This window comes from Streptomyces sp. NPDC058457, from assembly GCF_042720695.1.
GTDB lineage: Bacteria > Actinomycetota > Actinomycetes > Streptomycetales > Streptomycetaceae > Streptomyces.
This window is the reverse complement of sequence record NZ_JBHXLU010000114.1, coordinates 20,532-38,264: the sequence shown is the minus strand read 5'-3', so window position 1 is coordinate 38,264 and position 17,733 is coordinate 20,532. Positions and strand designations below refer to the sequence as shown.

Sequence of the window (17,733 nt, the reverse complement as noted above, 5' to 3'; positions counted from 1 at the left end):
CCCGCGCCTGCCCCGCGGTTTCCGGGGGCGCCCCGCCCGCGCGGGCCAGACACCACGCCGCGGTCCGGCAGTCGCTGCCGGACCGCGCCGTCGGCGGTCACCCAGGTCACCCAGGTCACCTGGGTCACCCAGGTCGCTCAGAGCCCGTAGCGCTCCCGTGCTTCCTTCACCGCGGTCGCCTTGACCTCGCCGCGCCTGGCCAGCTGGGCCAGGGCCGCCACGACGACCGACTCGGCGTCGACGCCGAAGTGGCGGCGGGCCGCGTCACGGGTGTCGGAGAGACCGAAGCCGTCCGCGCCCAGCGAGGACCAGTCCTGCTCGACCCACTGCGCGATCTGGTCGGGGACCTGGCGCATGTAGTCGGAGACCGCGAGGACCGGACCCTCCGCGCTGTGCAGCACCTGGCGGACGTACGGCACCCGCTCCTCGCCGCGCAGCAGGGCCGCGTCCGCCTCCATGGCGTCCCGGCGCAGCTCGGACCAGGAGGTCGCGGACCAGACGTCGGCGGCCACGCCCCACTCCTCGGCGAGCAGCCGCTGCGCCTTGAGCGCCCAGTGGATCGCCGTACCGGAGCCGAGCAGCTGGATGCGCGGGGCGTTCGCCACCACGGTCAGCCCGGCCGACTCCGCCGTGTTGAAGCGGTAGAGGCCCTTGACGATGCCCTCGTCGATGCCGAGCCCGGCCGGCTTGGCGGGCTGCGGGAGCGGCTCGTTGTAGACGGTCAGGTAGTAGAAGACGTTCGGGTCCTCGCCCGGCGCCGACTCGCCGTACATACGGCGCAGACCGTCCTTGACGATGGTCGCGATCTCGTAGGCGAAGGCGGGGTCGTACGTCAGCGCGGCCGGGTTGGTCGCGGCGATCACCGGGGAGTGGCCGTCGGCGTGCTGGAGGCCCTCGCCGGTCAGGGTGGTACGGCCGGCGGTCGCGCCGACGAGGAAGCCGCGGCCGAGCTGGTCGCCGAGCTGCCACATCTGGTCGGCGGTCCGCTGCCAGCCGAACATCGAGTAGAAGATGTAGAAGGGGATCATCGCCTCGCCGTGCGTCGCGTACGCGGTGGACGCGGCGATGAAGTCGGCCATCGAACCGGCCTCGGTGATCCCCTCGTTGAGGATCTGGCCGTTCTTGGCCTCCTTGTAGTACATCAGCTGGTCACGGTCGACCGGCTCGTACGTCTGGCCCTTGGGGGAGTAGATCCCGAGCGAGGGGAACAGCGACTCCATGCCGAAGGTGCGCGCCTCGTCCGGGACGATCGGCACCCAGCGCTTCCCGGTCTCCTTGTCGCGGACCAGGTCCTTGATCAGACGGACGAAGGCCATGGTCGTCGCCACGTTCTGGGAGCCGGAGCCCTTGTCGAAGGAGGCGAACGCCTTGTCGGCGGGGGCGGGCAGCGGGGCCAGGGCGTGCGTGCGGCGGGCCGGGGCCGGGCCGCCGAGGGCGGCGCGGCGCTCCTGGAGGTACCGGACCTCGGGGGAGTCGGCACCGGGGTGACCGTAGGGCACCACACCGTCGACGAAGGCGCTGTCCGGGATCGGCAGCTCCAGCAGGTCGCGCATCGCCTTGAACTCGTCCACCGACAGCTTCTTCATCTGGTGGTTGGCGTTCTTCGACGCGAAGCCGTCGCCGAGGGTGTGGCCCTTGACGGTCTGGGCGAGGATGACGGTCGGCGCGCCCTTGTGCTCGACGGCCGCCTTGTACGCGGCGTACACCTTGCGGGCCTCGTGGCCGCCGCGCGAGAGGTGGAAGCACTCCAGGATCTTGTCGTCGCCGATCAGCTTCGCCATCTCGGCGAGCGCGGGGTCGGCGCCGAAGAAGTCCTGGCGGATGTAGGCGGCGTCGCGGGTCTGGTACGTCTGCACCTGCGCGTCCGGTACCTGCCGCAGCCGGCGTACGAGCGCCCCGGTCGTGTCGAGCGCGAACAGCTCGTCCCACGCCGTGCCCCACAGCGTCTTGACGACGTTCCAGCCGGCGCCGCGGAACTGGGCCTCCAGTTCCTGCACGATCTTGAAGTTGGCGCGGACCGGGCCGTCGAGGCGCTGCAGGTTGCAGTTGATGACGAAGGTGAGGTTGTCCAGTTCCTCACGGGCGGCGAGCGCGAGGGCCGCGGTCGACTCCGGCTCGTCCATCTCGCCGTCGCCGAGGAAGGCCCAGACGTGGGACGCGGAGACGTCCTTGATGCCGCGGTTGGTGAGGTAGCGGTTGAAGCGGGCCTGGTAGATGGCCGAGAGCGGGCCGAGGCCCATGCTCACCGTCGGGAACTCCCACAGCCAGGGGAGGCGGCGCGGGTGCGGGTACGACGGGAGGCCGTTGCCGCCGGCCTCCTGGCGGAAGTGGTCGAGGTGTGCCTCGGTCAGGCGGCCGTCGAGGAAGGCGCGGGCGTAGATGCCGGGGGAGGCGTGGCCCTGGATGTAGAGCTGGTCGCCGCTGCCGGGCGAGTCCTGGGCGTCCTTGCCCCTGAAGAAGTGGTTGAAGCCGGTCTCGTAGAGCCAGGCGGCGGAGGCGAAGGTGGCGATGTGGCCGCCGACGCCGTATTTGCTGCCCCTGGTGACCATCGCGGCCGCGTTCCAGCGGTTCCACGCGGTGATCTTCCGCTCCATCTCCTCGTCGCCGGGGACGGCCGTCTCGGCGGCGGTGGGGATGGTGTTGAGGTAGTCCGTCTCCAGCAGCTTCGGCAGCGCGACGCCGTCCGCCTCGGCGCGCTCCAGCGTGCGGCGCATCAGGTATGCGGCGCGGTGCGGCCCGGCCTCCCTGGCCACGGCGTCCAGAGAGGCCTGCCATTCGGCGGTCTCCTCCGGGTCCCGGTCCGGGAGCTGGTCGAGCGCGCTCGGCTGGATGGCCTGGGGGTCGGTCATGTCGCCGCCTTCCTCAGTCGAAGGGGGTTCCCTCATCGGTAAGGGTTCGGGGGTGCCCTTGGTCTTTGGCAGGACAGGGCAGAGGGCCCGGGTGCGAGCCCGTCGGTGACTCTAACTCCCTGATCGATGATCGATCAAAGGGTTGAAGGGCAAAACCTCTCGATTCCGAGAAAGTCGGCACGGCGTGCCTTCGGCTGTGGCACCGGGTGACGTGATCCAGTCGACGTTTACGCAGGTGAGGCGGTGTTTGAGCGGGGGCGCGCTCTTGTGTGGGGAGGGGGGTACGGGCATGTCTTCCGCCGCGACGGCGATCAGTCGGGACGGCGGTTTTCGGCGGCGCCGAGCCGGGCGTTGCCGTTCGCCGTCGGGGGTGGTGGTCGTCGGCCTGGTGCCGCGCCGTCGTGGCTGGTCGCGCCCACGCGGCGGAGCCGCACACTCAGATACAGCCCCGCGCCCCTGAAGGGGCGCTGTTCTGCTAGCCCTTCTTCTTCACCGCCGCGGCGGTGATCAGCCGGGACGGCGCTTGTCGGCGGTGCCGGGCCTACCGCAACCTCGAAGGATCACGGCCTCGGCGCGCAGCCCAGGACGTGGGACTTCACGATTTCCGCGATCCTCGGGTCGCGGCGCTTGAAGGCCGCCACCAGCTCCTCGTGCTCCTCCGCGTACGACTGCTGGACCGTGCCCAGCCAGCGGATGGACAGCGCGGTGAAGACCTCGATGCCCAGGCCCTCCCAGGTGTGCAGCAGCACCGAGTTCCCGGCCGCCCGGACCAGCTCGCGGTGGAAGCCGACCGTGTGCCGGACCTGGGCCGTGCCGTCGGCGTTCCGGTCGGCGTCGTAGAGCGCCGCCACATGCGGCTCGAGGGCCGAGCAGTCCTCGGCCAGCTTCCCCGCCGCCAGCTCCGCCGCGATCGCCTCCAGGCCGGCCCGCACCGGGTAGCTCTCCTCCAGGTCGGCCGCCGTCAGGTTCCGCACCCGCACGCCCTTGTTCGGCGCCGACTCGATGAGCCGGAGGGACTCCAGCTCGCGCAGCGCCTCCCTGACCGGCGTCTGGCTGACCTCCAGCTCCGTCGCGATCCGGCGCTCCACGATCCGCTCGCCCGGCTTCCAGCGCCCGCTGACGATTCCCTCCACGATGTGCTCGCGGATCTGTTCGCGCAGCGAGTGGACGACGGGCGCGGTCATGGGAGCTCCTTAAGGGCGTTTGACGTTTAGACAATAAGGCCGGACCGCCTTTCGGGAGAGGCGCGCGGGGGCGCTTTCGCGCAGGTGAGACGAGACTTACACGCTTACCGGGCCGACGGGATCCGTAAAGCCCCGTACCGGACCGGCCGCGGAGTCGTCACCGCCGTGTCGTCGGCAGAACCCCCGCGGGCCGTCCGCTGTCGCGGTCTGCAGAGGGGTTCCGGCAGGGGCCCCTCCGCAGCACGGGGGGCGTCATGAACGTCGGGGGAAGGACCGGCTGGGCGGCGGTCACCGCGGCAGCGGTCGCCGTGTTCCTGGGGGTCACGGCCTGCGGGCCGACCGGATCGGGCCGGTACGGCGGAGGCAGGGCCGGGAAGGCGAAGACCATGTCCGCCTCGGCCGACCGGACGGCCCTCATAGGCGCCCGGCCCCTGGCCACCGGCACCGGACGCGGAACCTGACCCCCGGGTGAGACGACGGTGCCCCGCCCGGAGGAACTCCGGACAGGGCACCGTACAGGACCGCGAGAGGCTTACAGACCGAGCTCGACCTCGAACTCGCCCGCCTCCAGGATCGCCTTGACGGCCGTCAGGTAGCGGGCCGCGTCGGCGCCGTCCACCAGGCGGTGGTCGTAGGACAGCGTCAGGTACGTCATGTCGCGGACGCCGATGACCGTGCCCTCCTCCGTCTCGATGACGGCCGGACGCTTGACCGTGGCACCGATGCCGAGGATCGCGACCTGGTTCGGCGGCACGATGATCGTGTCGAACAGCGCGCCGCGCGAGCCGGTGTTGGAGATGGTGAAGGTCGCGCCGGACAGCTCGTCCGGGGTGATCTTGTTCGCCCGGACCTTGCCCGCGAGCTCGGCGGTGGCCTTGGCGATACCGGCGATGTTGAGGTCGCCCGCGTGCTTGATGACCGGGGTCATCAGGCCCTTCTCGGAGTCCACCGCGATACCGACGCTCTCGGTGTCGAAGTAGGTGATCGTGCCCTCTTCCACGTTGATCCGGGCGTTGATGGCCGGGTGGGCCTTCAGCGCCTGGGCCGCCGCCTTGACGAAGAACGGCATCGGGGAGAGCTTGACGCCCTCGCGCGCGGCGAAGGAGTCCTTGGCCTGGGCGCGCAGGCGCATCAGGCGGGTCACGTCGACCTCGACGACCGAGGACAGCTGGGCCTGCTCGTGCAGCGCCTTGACCATGTTGTCGCCGATGACCTTGCGGATGCGGGGCATCTTGACGGTCTGGCCGCGGAGGGGGGAGACCTCCAGCGCGGGGGCCTTCTTGGCAGCGGCGGCGGCCGGAGCGGCGGCGGCCACGGGGGCCGGGGCAGCGGCGGCGGCCTTCGCGGCCTCGGCGGCGGCGAGCACGTCCTGCTTGCGGATCCGGCCGCCGACGCCGGTGCCCTTGACGGAGCCCAGGTCGACGCCGTTCTCGGCGGCGAGCTTGCGGACCAGCGGGGTGACGTAGGCACCCTCGTCGACCGGAGCGGCCGGGGACGGAGCCGGGGTGACGGGGGCGGCGGCCACCGGCGCGGGGGCCGGAGCCGGGGCGGCCGGGGACGGAGCCGGAGCGGCGGCGACCGGGGCGGGCGCCGGAGCGACCGGGGCGGGCGCGGGGGCCGGAGCCGGGGCAGCGGCGACGGGCGCCGGGGCCGGGGCGGCCGGGGCAGCGGCGGCCGCCGGAGCGGCACCCGGGGCGCCGATGACGGCGAGCTTGGCGCCGACCTCGGCGGTCTCGTCCTCGCCGACGGTGATCTCAAGCAGCACGCCCGAGGTGGGCGCCGGGATCTCGGTGTCGACCTTGTCGGTCGAGACCTCGAGCAGCGGCTCGTCGGCCTCGACGGAGTCGCCGACCGACTTCAGCCAGCGGGTGACGGTGCCCTCGGTGACGGACTCACCGAGCGCGGGCAGGACCACGTCCGTGCCGGACGCGCCACCGGCCGGGGCGGCCGGGGCGGCGGCAGCGGGGGCCGGGGCGGGGGCCGCAGGGGCCTCGGCGACCGGCGCGGGGGCCGGCGCGGCCGGAGCCGGGGCGGTGACGGGCTCGGCGGCCGGGGCCGGAGCGGCGGCCGGGGCGCCGGTGCCGTCGTCGATGATGGCCAGCTCGGCGCCGACCTCGACCGTCTCGTCCTCGGCGACCTTGATCGAGGCCAGGATGCCCGAGGCCGGGGCCGGGATCTCGGTGTCGACCTTGTCGGTCGAGACCTCGAGCAGCGGCTCGTCGGCCTCGACGCGTTCACCCTCGGCCTTCAGCCAGCGGGTGACGGTGCCCTCGGTGACGCTCTCGCCGAGCGCCGGAAGGGTTACGGAAACCGCCATGGTTTCGGTTGCTCCTTACGAATTGCGGAAGTCTGAGTCGTCGCTTGCGTCGACCGAGGGTCAGTCGTGCGAGTGCAGGGGCTTGCCGGCCAGGGCCAGGTGGGCCTCGCCCATCGCCTCGTTCTGCGTCGGGTGGGCGTGGATGAGCTGGGCGACCTCGGCGGGCAGCGCCTCCCAGTTGTAGATCAGCTGGGCCTCGCCGACCTGCTCGCCCATGCGGTCGCCGACCATGTGGACGCCGACCACGGCACCGTCCTTCACCTGGACGAGCTTGATCTCGCCCGCGGTGTTCAGGATCTTGCTCTTGCCGTTGCCCGCCAGGTTGTACTTGAGAGCGACGACCTTGTCCGCGCCGTAGATCTCCTTGGCCTTGGCCTCGGTGATACCCACGGAGGCGACCTCGGGGTGGCAGTACGTCACCCGGGGGACACCGTCGTAGTCGATCGGGACGGTCTTCAGACCCGCCAGGCGCTCCGCCACCAGGATGCCCTCGGCGAAGCCGACGTGCGCGAGCTGGAGGGTCGGGACCAGGTCACCGACGGCGGAGATGGTCGGGACGTTGGTCCGCATGTACTCGTCGACCAGGACGTAGCCGCGGTCCATGGCGACACCCTGCTCCTCGTAGCCGAGACCGGCGGAGACGGGCCCGCGGCCCACCGCGACCAGCAGGACCTCGGCCTCGAACTCCTTGCCGTCGGCGAGGGTGACCTTGACGCCGTCGGCGGTGTACTCGGCCTTCGAGAAGAAGGTGCCCAGGTTGAACTTGATGCCGCGCTTGCGGAACGCGCGCTCAAGAAGCTTGGAGGAGTTCTCGTCCTCGACCGGGACGAGGTGCTTGAGGCCCTCGATGACGGTGACGTCGGCACCGAAGGACTTCCAGGCGGAGGCGAACTCGACGCCGATGACACCGCCGCCGAGGATGATCGCGGACTTCGGCACGCGGTCCAGGACGAGGGCGTGGTCGGAGGAGATGATCCGGTTGCCGTCGATCTCCAGGCCCGGCAGCGACTTCGGCACGGAGCCGGTCGCGAGGAGCACGTGGCGGCCCTGGATGCGCTGGCCGTTCACGTCCACGGAGGTCGGGGAGGACAGCCGCCCCGTGCCCTCGATGTACGTCACCTTCCGCGACGCGATGAGACCCTGCAGACCCTTGTACAGACCGGCGATGACGCCGTCCTTGTACTTGTGGACGGCGGGGACGTCGATGCCCTCGAAGGTGGCCTTGACACCGAACTGCTCGCTCTCGCGGGCCTGGTCGGCGATCTCGCCCGCGTGCAGCAGGGCCTTGGTGGGGATGCAACCCCGGTGCAGGCAGGTACCGCCGACCTTGTCCTTCTCGATCAGGGCGACGTCCAGGCCCAGCTGCGCCCCGCGCAGGGCCGCGGCGTAACCGCCACTACCACCGCCGAGGATCACTAGGTCGAAAACGGTGCTGGCGTCGTTCGCCACGTCACGTCCTCCATGCATGTGCGCCGTACGCCGGTCTCCAGTGACCGGGCGGCGGCTGGTGTCCGGCCGCTCTTCTTCGGCCCTGTGGGTGGGGCCCTGTCCTGCCGAGCCCCATCTTCGCACTTGTCGGAGGTGAACGAGACGCGGGGCCGGGGTGTGAGACACCACACGCAGCGCCCCGCAAGGGGCGCGGGGAACTGCGCGACAAGCCACGAATCACCCGCAGTCGCCACACAACCGAAAGCCCCGAATCAATAGGCGACGGGACCCCGCCCTACCCGCGCGCGAGGTCCCGTCCACAAAACCCGACGTCAGCCCAGGTCGCCCTCGGCCGTCAGCTCCGCCAGCCGCACCAGCGTCCGCACCGCCGACCCCGTGCCCCCCTTCGGCGTGTAGCCGAAGGCGCCCCCCTCGTTGAAGGCCGGCCCCGCGATGTCCAGGTGCGCCCAGGTGATCCCCTCACCCACGAACTCGCGCAGGAAGAGCCCGGCGACCAGCCCGCCGCCCATCCGCTCACCCATGTTCGCGATGTCGGCGGTGGGGGAGTCCATCCCCTTGCGCAGGTGCTCCGGCAGCGGCATCGGCCACGCCGGCTCGCCCACCTCCTCCGCGGCCTCGTGCACCGCGGAGCGGAACGCGTCGTCGTTGGCCATGATCCCGAACGTCCGGCTGCCCAGCGCCAGCATCATCGCGCCGGTCAGCGTCGCCACGTCCACGATCGCGTCCGGCTGCTCCGCCGACGCCGCCCACAGCGCGTCGGCGAGCACCAGCCGGCCCTCCGCGTCCGTGTTGAGCACCTCGACGGTCTTGCCGCTGTACATGCGCAGCACGTCACCCGGGCGCACGGCGGTGCCGGACGGCATGTTCTCGGCCAGCGCCAGCCACCCGGTCACATTGACCGGCAGGCCGAGCCGCGCCGCCGTGACGACGGCCGCGAACACCGCCGCCGCGCCGCTCATGTCGCACTTCATCGTCTCGTTGTGGCCGGCCGGCTTGAGCGAGATACCGCCCGAGTCGTAGGTGATGCCCTTGCCGACGAAGGCGAGGTGCTTGTCCGCGTCGGCGTGCGTGTACGACAGCTTCACCAGCCGCGGGGTCGCGGCCGAGCCGCCGCCGACGCCGAGGATGCCGCCGTACCCGTCCTTGGCGAGCGCCTTGTCGTCGAGGACCTGGATCTTCAGGCCGTGCTCCTTGGCCGCGCCCTGGGCGATCGCGGCGAACGCGGCCGGCGTGAGGTCGTTCGGCGGGGTGTTGACCAGGTCGCGGGCCCGGTTGAGCTCCTCGGAGACGGCCGTGGCGCGGGCCAGGGCCGCCTTGTGGGCCGCGTCCCGCGGCTTGCCGCCGAGCAGCACGCCCTCGGCGAGCGGCGCCCGGCCGTTCTTCGCCTTCGCGCTCTTGCCGGTGCCGGTGCCGTTGTCCTTGTACGTGTCGAAGGAGTAGGCGCCGAGCAGCACACCCTCGCCGATCGCGCCCACGCCGGCCGCGTCCTCGACCGGCAGCGCGAAGGCCGCCTTCCTGGCCCCGGCCAGCGCGCGGGCGGCGACACCGGCCGCCCGGCGCAGCGCCTCGGCCTCGTAGTCCGCGTCCCGGCCGGGCTCGGCGCCCAGGCCCACCGCGATGACCAGCGGGGCCTTGAAGCCGGCCGGGGCGGGCAGCTTCGTCAGTTCGCCCTCGGCACCCGAGGCACCGAGGGTCTCCAGGACGGCGGCGAGCCTGCCGTCGTAGGCCGTGTCCACGGCTTCGGCGCCCGGGGCGACGACCGGGCCCTTGGCGCCCTTGGCGACACCGATCACGATCGCGTCGGCCCGGAGGCCGGGCGCCGCTGAGGTGCTGAGAGTGAGAGCAGTCACGGTGGTGGAATCTCGCTTCCGATGTTGAGTTGCAGTGGCCGAGCGGGTGGGTCGACCGGGCCCGGGAAGCGACCCCGAGGAATGGCCTCGGGGCGCTTTACCACCGGGGCCTTCACCCCGTCGGCGAACACCCGGGACGAGCCTACGCGTGTGTATGCGTTCGCTCATTCCTGCGGGTGTTCACCTGGGGGTGGCGTCGTGGCCACTTTCCATCGCGCCGGGAGGCGGAACGCCCTTTCAGGGGCGCGGGGCTGTATCCATGTGCGGCTCCGCCGCGTGGGCGCGAGCAGCCACAACGGACCCGCAGCCGGCGTCCGTTCGCACGGTTCCCCGCTGCTCGCCCGCGTACGGGGCCCCGGTGTACTGCGCCGTGCCCGGGACGGGAGATCATCCATGGGGTACCTTGCCGCAGACCCTGGAGCCCGCCCGGTGAACCTCCGCACCGTCCCGCTGCTCGCCCTCCTCGCCCTCCTCGCCCTGCTCGCCGGCTGCACCCGGGGCCCGGACGACGACGGACGCTGGCAACCGAGGCCGGGCATCAGCTGGCAGTGGCAGCTGAGCGGCCGTGTCGACACCTCCGTCAAGGCGTCCGTCTACGACATCGACGGCTTCGACCAGTCCAGGGCCACGGTCGCCACGCTGCACGACAAGGGCCGCAGGGTCATCTGCTACATCTCCACCGGTGCCTACGAGGACTGGCGCCCCGACGCGAAGAGGTTCCCGGCGTCGGTGCTCGGCCGCGGCAACGGCTGGGAGGGCGAGCGCTGGCTGGACATCCGCCGTACGGACGTGCTGGAGCCGCTGATGGCGGCCCGCTTCGACATGTGCAGGAAGAAGGGGTTCGACGCGGTGGAGCCCGACAACATGGACGGCTACAAGAACCGCACGGGCTTCCCCCTCGTCGCGGCCGACCAGCTCCGCTACAACAGGCTCGTCGCCCGGCTCGCCCACGACCGGGGCATGTCGGTGGGCCTGAAGAACGACCTGGACCAGATCCCGCAGTTGGTGGGGGACTTCGACTTCGCCGTGAACGAGCAGTGCGCCCAGTACGGCGAGTGCGACGACCTGAAGCCGTTCGTCGAGGCGGACAAGGCGGTCTTCCACGTGGAGTACGAACTGCCGACGAGCAGGTTCTGCGCACAGTCACGCCGCCTGCGACTGAGCTCACTGGAGAAGAAGTACGAGCTGGGGGTGTGGCGGAAGGCCTGCTGAGGTGCTCCTTCAGTGGCCCAGCGAGAACACCACGAGCGCCACAGTGGCCGCCGTCTCCGCGAGCGCCCCGAACACATCTCCCGTCACCCCGCCCAACCGCCGCCTGCAGTGCCGTAGCAGCCCGTCCGTCGCGGCCTCGGCCACCACCACCGCGAGCAGCGCCCGCAGGCTGTCCCCCGGCCCGACCAGCGCCCCGGCGCCCGCCGCCAGCAGCATCACCGCGAACGTGACCGCGGTCGCCCCCAGTTTGGGCACCACCCCGGCCACCGCCGCCCCCAGCCCCTCCGGCCGGGCGGCGGGCACCCCCTCCACCGCGGCCAGCGTCAGCGCCAGCCGGGCCACCGTCGCCGCGACGACCGCCGCCAGGGCGCCCCGCGCCCACCCGTCGCCGTACGCCTGGGCCAGCGCGGCCACCTGTCCGAGCAGGACGAAGACGAGCGTGATCACCCCGAACGGCCCGATGTCCGACTGCTTCATGATCCGCAGGGCGTCCTCGGCGGGCTTGCCGCTGCCCAGGCCGTCGGCGGTGTCGGCGAGGCCGTCCAGGTGCAGCCCCCGGGTGAGCACGGCCGGTACGGCGACGGCGGCGACCGCGGCCACCAGCGCACTCGCCCCGAGCGCCACCAGCAGCGCACCGACCGCCCCCGCGCAGACACCGACCGCGAGGCCGGCCAGCGGCGCGGACAGCATGCCGCCACGGGCCGCCTCGCGGTCCCAGCGGGTGACCTTCACGGGGAACACGGTGAGCGTGCCGAAGGCGAAGCGGAGGCCGTCCGGCCAGGGAGTCGCAGAGGTCGCAGCCATCGGCGCAGGTTACCCGGTGGTCAGGAAGGGCCGCGTCCCCGGTCGGGCTCCCGGCCGGACCGACGGCCGGACCGACGGCCAGGGATAAAGTGCGCACATGGGACATTGGCTGGAGCGGAACATCGTCGAGCCGGGCAAGCTCCCGCTGCTGCTGGCCCTGACCGCCTTCGTCCTGACCTTTGTGATCACACGGGTCATCACCCGCCTGATCCGCGCCGGAAAGGGCCCGTTCGGCAACGTGAAGGCGGGCGGGCTGCACATCCACCACGTGGTCCCCGGGGTCGTCCTCGTCGTCATCGGCGGCTTCGGCGCGGTCGCCGGTTCCCGTAACGGCCTCGGCGCGGCCCTCGCCGCGATCGTCTTCGGGATCGGCGCCGGGCTCGTCCTCGACGAGTTCGCGCTGATCCTGCACCTCGGCGACGTCTACTGGACCGAGGAGGGCCGCAAGAGCGTCGAGGTCGTCGTCATCACGGCCGCTCTGGTGGGGCTGCTGCTCGCCGGGTTCTCGCCGTTCGGCGTCAACGACCTCTCGGCGGACGAACTCCAGGACCGGGGGGCCGTCATCGCGAACGTCGTGGCCAACTTCGCCTTCTCCCTCGTCGCCTTGAGCAAGGGCAAGGCCCGCACCGCGATCTTCGGGGTGATCGTCCCGCTGGTCGGCCTCGTCGGCGCGGCCCGGCTGGCCCGCCCCGGCTCGGCCTGGGCCCGCCGCTTCTACGGCAACCGGCCGCGCGCCCGGGCCAGGGCCGGACTGCGCGCCTATCACCACGACCGCCGCTGGTCCCGGCTCACCCGGACCCTTCAGGACTGGATCGGCGGCAGACCCGACCGCCCCGAACCGGTACGGCTCCCCGGCCCCGGCCCCGGCCGCCGTTGACGCCGCCGGCGCCACAGCCGCATCCCCACCGGCACCGCCGCGCACAGCGCCGCCACGCCCGCGATGGCCGCCAGGTGTTCCTTGCCGGCGAGGTTGTCCTTCAGCGCCACCTCGACCGCCATCGCGGTGGCCACCGCACCGGCGGTGACATAGGCGCCGTACCGCCAGCCCAGGTAGACCGCGAGCCCGACGACGGCGGCCGACGGCCCGGTGTCCACGACCCGGGCGTCGGAGGCCGGCAGTCCGGGCGGACCGTGCGGCCCCAGCGCGATGCCGAGCCGGGCGTACAGCGTGCCGGCGAGGGTCGCCACGTACGCGACGGACAGGGTCCGCCACCAGCCAAGGCACACCTCGGCGATGCCGAACACCACCAGGATCTGGGCCAGCGCGCCCCACACCGGAAGGTCCAGCGCCGGCACGAACAGCGACAGGGGGGTGCGCAGCAGCGCCGCCCACAGCGGGTCCGCGGCGCGCACCGCCCCGGCCTCCTGTACGAAGCGGTAGCCCCACGACTGGTTCTGCGCGAACTGCAGCAGCGCGGTCAGGCACACCGCCCCGGCCGTCATGGGCACCGCCCGCAGCCGGCGCTTCGCCAGCGGGCCGCGCACGGTGGCGTACAACAGCCCCCATTCGGCGCGGGCCCAGCGGGCGAGCGGCTTCATCCGGTGGTCCTCATCCTTGCGTGTCCCGTTCCGTGTCCAGGTGCCGCCGGTGCAGCCACTTCGGCAGCCCCGGCGCCGCGGCCCCCACGAACCCCTCCGCGCGCGCCGACGCCAGGCCGATGCGCGGCAGGTCCGCGCTCTTCTCGAAGAGCAGGAACCGGGGTTCCCAGATGGGCCGGTACTTGGCGTTGGCCCGGTACAGGGACTCGATCTGCCACCACCGGGAGAAGAAGCTCAGCAAGGATCTCCACAGCCGCAGCACCGGCCCGGCGCCGAGACGTGCACCACGTTCGAAGACCGAACGGAACATCGCGAAGTTGAGCGAAACCTGCGTGATCCGGATCTCTCCGGCACGCCGCAGCAGTTCGATGACCATGAACTCCATCAGGCCGTTGTCGGAGTCCCGGTCCCGCCGCATCAGATCGAGGGAGAGCCCGCCCGGCCCCCACGGCACGAAGGAGAGCAGGGCCCGCAGCTCCCCCTCCCCGTCCGTGCACTCCAGCATCACGCACTGTCCGTCCCGGGAGTCCCCGAGCCGCCCCAGCGCCATGCTGAACCCGCGCTCGGTGGCCCCGTCCCGCCAGTCGTCGGCGCGCCGGATCAGATACGACATCTCGTCCGCCGGGATGTCCTCGTGGCGGCGGATCCGCACCGCGTACCCCGCCCGCCCGACCCTGTTGTGCGCCTGCCGGACGGTCCGCATCGCCCGTCCCTCCAGCGTGAACTCGGCGACCTCGACGATCGCCTCGTCACCGAGCTCCAGCGCGTCAAGGCCGTGCCGCGCGTACACGGTCCCGGCTTCTTCGCCCGCCCCCATCACTGCGGGGATCCACCCGTGCGCCCGCGCCTCGCCGAGCCACGGCACGATGGCCCCCGGCCACGCCTCCGGATCCCCGATCGGATCCCCGGAGGCGAGGCTCACCCCGCCCACCACCCGATAGGCCACCGCCGCCTTCCCGGTCGGCGACCACACCACGCTCTTCTCCCGCCTGAGCGCGAAGTACCCGAGCGAGTCCCGCTCGCCGTGCCGTTCCAGCAGCGCCCGCAGCTGCTTCTCGTCGTCCTCGGTGATCGGGTCGACGGCGCGGCGGGAACGGAAGGCGGCGTAGAAGACGGCCAGCACGAGCAGCGTGCTGAGCACGTTGACGACGACGTTCACCCAGTTGGGCGGCGCGATGTACGGGAACCGGGTGGGGTCGGCGGCGACCGACACCAGGCGAAGGGTGCCGTAGTGCCAGCGCTCCGGGAACGTCGAACGCCCCGCGTGCGGGGCCTGGTTGGTGACGGTGACCAGGAGGGCGGCGAGCAGCGAGGCGACGAGCCCGCCGCCCACGGCGACGGTGGCGGCGAGGCGGGGGTTGGACCGGTCGCCCTTCGCGTAGAACTCCCGCCGCCCGACGAGCAGCGCCCCCACGAACACGGCGGTCAGCACGATCGAGATCCAGTTCTGCGCGTACCGCCGGATCTCCGGAAAGGCCATGGCGAACGCGAACAGCGCGAGGAAGAGCCCGCTCAGCACCAGGTTGAGGATCCACGCGGCCCGCTTCCGCCGCCGCATCGTGATCGCGAGGAACGCGGTGAACACACCGGAGGCGAAGCCGGCCGTCAGCAGGTACGGCGTGAAGAAGTTCTCCTGGTTGTGCCGCCGCACGTCCTGCCCCAGCGAAAGCCACACCGCGCTGAGGAAATTGACGAAGGCGACGGCCCGCAAGTACCACACGGCAAAGGCGGCGGCCCGCCCGGAAATCCCGGCACCCCGCCGTCCCGACCCACGTCCCTCACACCGCTCCCCGGCAATTCGGACATCTCCCATGGAGAGCGATCATATGGGCGCCCCTACACTAAACCCCGCCACACGCACCCCTCTTGGCTGTCGGCTTCGTGCTTCTGCCGGTCCCTGGCCGCCGCAACGGCGATCGGCCGGGACGGCGTATCTCGGCGGTGCCGTCCCGGCCGTGGCCCGTGGCCCTGCTACTCCTCCGGCTTCTCCTCGGATTCCGGCTTCTCCGGCTTCTCCGGCAGCTCCGCCGCCAGGGCCGCAGCGGCCTGGACCAGCGGCAGTGCCAGCAGTGCCCCCGCCCCCTCGCCCACCGTCACGCCCTGCTCCAGCAGCGGCTCCAGGGCCATCCGGTCCAGCGCCTTCGCCTGCCCCGGCTCCCCGCTGTTGTGCCCGGCCAGCCACCAGTCCGGCGCCCGGAACGCGATCCGCTGCGCGACCAGCGCACACGCGGCCACCACCACCCCGTCCAGCACCACCGGCAGCTTCCGCACCGCCGCCTGCAGCAGGAACCCGGTCATCGCCGCGAGATCGGCCCCGCCGACCGTCGCCAGCAACTGCAACTGGTCCCCGAGCACCGGCCGAGCCCGCCGCAGCGCATCGCGGATCGCCGCACACTTCCGCATCCACGCGAGGTCGTCGATGGCGAGCCCGCCCCGGCCGGTCACCACGGACGCGTCCGTCCCGCACAGCGCCGCGACCAGCACCGAGGCCGCCGTGGTGCCGCCGACGCTCACATCGCCGAGCACCACCAGGTCGGTCCCCGAGTCGGCCTCCTCGTCGGCCAGCGCGACGCCCGCCCGGAAGGCCGCCTCGGCCTCCTCCAGGCTCAGCGCGTCCTCGATGTCGATACGGCCGCTGCCCCGCCGTACCCGGTGCCGTACGACCTCCTCGGGCAGCACGGCCGGGTCGCAGTCCAGTGCCATGTCGATGATCCGCACCGGCACTCCGAGCCGCCGGGCGAGCACCGCCACCGGGCTGGCCCCCTCCAGGATCGCCCGCACCAGCAGCTCCGCGCTGCCCGCGGGCCGTGCGGAGACGCCGAGTTCGGCGACGCCGTGGTCACCGGCGAAGAGCAGGACCCGCGGCCGTTCGACCGGTCGTACCGGTACCGAACCCTGTGCGGCGGCCAGCCACTCACCCAGGTCGTCGAGGCGGCCCAGCGACCCGGGCGGCACGATCAGCCGCTCCCGGCGCGCCTCGGCGTCACGGCGCACACCGCCGTCGGGACGCTCGATCAGATCGGTGAAGTCGTCGAGATTAAGCGAGCTCATTCGCCGAACAGTACCGGCACGGAACGAACGGTTCGGTGCCAGATCGCCACCACACCCGCACGGCGTCTTGGCACGCAAGATCGGTATCCCATACGTTCCGGTTTGCAGTGGATTGCGTTCAGGGAGTACAGGGAGTACAGGGAGCCGCCCATGCCGCCGCCCACGCCCGAACTCGCCCCGGGCCCCGACCGGTTCCACGAACCGCGCCGCGAGGACTGCCCCTGGTGCGGCTCCAGGCGCCTGCGCGCCCGCCTGCGTACGACCGACCTCCTGCACCACCGGCCCGGCACGTTCACCGTCGACGAGTGCCGGGACTGCGCCCACGTCTTCCAGAACCCCCGGCTGTCCCCGGAGGGCCTCGCCCTCTACCACCGGGACTTCTACGAGGGCCGTCTGGAGGACTACACCGACCGCCTCCACACCACCCGCGCCGGCCGCCGCCGGCACCGCGCCGCGGCCCGCGTGATGCTGGCGCTGCCGGAGCCGGAGAGCTGGCTGGACGTCGGCACGGGCCACGCCCACTTCCCGCGCGCGGCGAAGGAGTTCTTCACCTACACGTCCTTCGACGGCCTGGACCCGACCCTCCGCGTGGCGCGGGCCCAGGCCGAGGGCCGCGTCGAAGAGGCCCACTGCGGCTACCTGGCCGCCCCGGAGGTCCTGGCCCGCCTGCGCGCCCGCTACGACGTCGTCAGCATGTTCCACCACCTGGAACACACCCCCGACCCGCGCGCCGAACTCCGCGCCGCCCTCACGGCACTGCGTCCCGGCGGCCACCTCCTCATCGACGTCCCGAACCCGCGCAGCGCCTTCGCCAGGCTCCTCGGCAGGTGGTGGATCCCCTACGGCCAGCCCCGCCACCTGCACCTCATGCCGCTGGACAACCTCCGGGCGGAGCTGGAGTCGCAGGGCTGCGAGATCCTGGGAACCGACCTGAAATCGCCCCACCTGCCGTACGACATCTCGGCGGCGGTGGGCCTGGCACTGGGCCGGGTCCTGCCGAAGCGGTGGCTGCGCGGGGCGGCGCCGCTGATCGCCGTGGCGAGGGCGGCCGACCACGCCCTGGCCCCGCTGCTGCGCCGGACGCCCTTCTCGAACACGTACCGGATCATCGCGAGAAAGGGGCGGTGACGGTCGTTGCCCGGCCGCGGGCCGGTGGGGGCTGGTCGCGCCCACGCGGCGGCAGCCGCAAATCAAATACAGCCCCGCGCCCCTTACGGGGCGCTTCACAGCTACCCAGCTGCGGGCAGGCGTGCCTCCCCCAGTGCCTTAAGGGCCTGGGAGGTGCCCCCAGGCGGCACGGGTGGGTGCTGGGGGTCCCCCCGGCCGAAGGCTGGGGGAGGCACCCTGCAAGCGCCGGTAGGCGTCCCCCCGCCCCCCACAACCACAGCCCCCCCCCCGGCCCCGCCCCCACCCGCACCACGTGCCAGCAACAGCCCCACAACGCCCCCTGAAGACGCCACAGAAGAGACAGAAAGCGC

At 72.3% G+C, this 17,733-nt stretch carries 13 protein-coding genes; 4 read left to right on the top strand and 9 right to left on the bottom strand.

The features are described 5' to 3' along the window. Positions 1-137 precede the first annotated feature (137 nt). Positions 138-2,849, bottom strand: a complete 2,712-nt coding sequence (gene aceE, locus ACFWPS_RS47810; protein ID WP_383718939.1) for a pyruvate dehydrogenase (acetyl-transferring), homodimeric type — start codon at positions 2,847-2,849, stop codon at positions 138-140. A 560-nt stretch (positions 2,850-3,409) separates the two neighbouring features. Beyond that, the gene (locus ACFWPS_RS47805) at positions 3,410-4,033 is read right to left on the bottom strand and encodes a GntR family transcriptional regulator (RefSeq protein WP_383718936.1); all 624 of its coding nucleotides are present in this window, start codon (positions 4,031-4,033) and stop codon (positions 3,410-3,412) included. 254 nt (positions 4,034-4,287) lie between these two features. Between ACFWPS_RS47805 and ACFWPS_RS47800 the strand changes: the two genes are divergently transcribed. Beyond that, on the top strand, positions 4,288-4,494 hold the full coding sequence (locus ACFWPS_RS47800) for a hypothetical protein (RefSeq protein WP_383718934.1): 207 nt from the start codon (positions 4,288-4,290) through the stop codon (positions 4,492-4,494). A gap of 71 nt (positions 4,495-4,565) precedes the next feature. Here the strand turns inward: ACFWPS_RS47800 and sucB are convergent, their stop codons facing one another. The 3 genes from sucB to ACFWPS_RS47785 form a co-directional block, all read right to left on the bottom strand. Continuing rightward, positions 4,566-6,350: a 2-oxoglutarate dehydrogenase, E2 component, dihydrolipoamide succinyltransferase gene (sucB, locus tag ACFWPS_RS47795; protein ID WP_383718931.1), complete on the bottom strand. Its 1,785-nt coding sequence runs from the start codon at positions 6,348-6,350 to the stop codon at positions 4,566-4,568. A gap of 60 nt (positions 6,351-6,410) precedes the next feature. Then, positions 6,411-7,799, bottom strand: coding sequence for a dihydrolipoyl dehydrogenase (gene lpdA, locus ACFWPS_RS47790; protein ID WP_350790338.1), 1,389 nt, complete (start codon positions 7,797-7,799; stop codon positions 6,411-6,413). Between the two features lie 311 nt (positions 7,800-8,110). Then, a complete protein-coding gene (locus ACFWPS_RS47785) occupies positions 8,111-9,649 on the bottom strand; it encodes a leucyl aminopeptidase (protein WP_383718928.1) in 1,539 nt (512 codons plus the stop codon). A 393-nt stretch (positions 9,650-10,042) separates the two neighbouring features. On the opposite strand from ACFWPS_RS47785, the gene ACFWPS_RS47780 reads away from it, so the two are divergent. Next, positions 10,043-10,861 carry an endo alpha-1,4 polygalactosaminidase gene (locus tag ACFWPS_RS47780; RefSeq protein ID WP_383718926.1) on the top strand — a complete coding sequence of 273 codons (819 nt, stop codon included), beginning with the start codon at positions 10,043-10,045 and terminating at the stop codon, positions 10,859-10,861. Positions 10,862-10,870: 9 nt separating this feature from the next. Here the strand turns inward: ACFWPS_RS47780 and ACFWPS_RS47775 are convergent, their stop codons facing one another. After that, on the bottom strand, positions 10,871-11,665 hold the full coding sequence (locus tag ACFWPS_RS47775; RefSeq protein ID WP_383718923.1) for an adenosylcobinamide-GDP ribazoletransferase: 795 nt from the start codon (positions 11,663-11,665) through the stop codon (positions 10,871-10,873). Between the two features lie 97 nt (positions 11,666-11,762). Here ACFWPS_RS47775 and ACFWPS_RS47770 point away from each other — a divergent pair, with 97 nt between their 5' ends. Beyond that, entirely contained in the window at positions 11,763-12,542 is a 780-nt protein-coding gene (locus ACFWPS_RS47770; protein WP_383718920.1) for a hypothetical protein, read from the top strand. Here ACFWPS_RS47770 and ACFWPS_RS47765 read toward each other — a convergent pair. The 3 genes from ACFWPS_RS47765 to cobT all read right to left on the bottom strand — a co-directional run bounded on the left by ACFWPS_RS47765 (position 12,467) and on the right by cobT (position 16,255). Then, the gene (locus ACFWPS_RS47765) at positions 12,467-13,204 is read right to left on the bottom strand and encodes a hypothetical protein (RefSeq protein WP_383718918.1); all 738 of its coding nucleotides are present in this window, start codon (positions 13,202-13,204) and stop codon (positions 12,467-12,469) included. The genes ACFWPS_RS47770 and ACFWPS_RS47765 overlap by 76 nt on opposite strands. Before the next feature lie 10 nt (positions 13,205-13,214). Next, positions 13,215-15,017: a phosphatidylglycerol lysyltransferase domain-containing protein gene (locus ACFWPS_RS47760; protein ID WP_383718917.1), complete on the bottom strand. Its 1,803-nt coding sequence runs from the start codon at positions 15,015-15,017 to the stop codon at positions 13,215-13,217. A 158-nt stretch (positions 15,018-15,175) separates the two neighbouring features. Continuing rightward, a complete protein-coding gene (gene cobT / locus ACFWPS_RS47755; RefSeq protein ID WP_383718914.1) occupies positions 15,176-16,255 on the bottom strand; it encodes a nicotinate-nucleotide--dimethylbenzimidazole phosphoribosyltransferase in 1,080 nt (359 codons plus the stop codon). A 150-nt stretch (positions 16,256-16,405) separates the two neighbouring features. Between cobT and ACFWPS_RS47750 the strand changes: the two genes are divergently transcribed. Beyond that, the gene (locus tag ACFWPS_RS47750; protein ID WP_383718911.1) at positions 16,406-17,383 is read left to right on the top strand and encodes a class I SAM-dependent methyltransferase; all 978 of its coding nucleotides are present in this window, start codon (positions 16,406-16,408) and stop codon (positions 17,381-17,383) included. Positions 17,384-17,733: the final 350 nt, after the last annotated feature.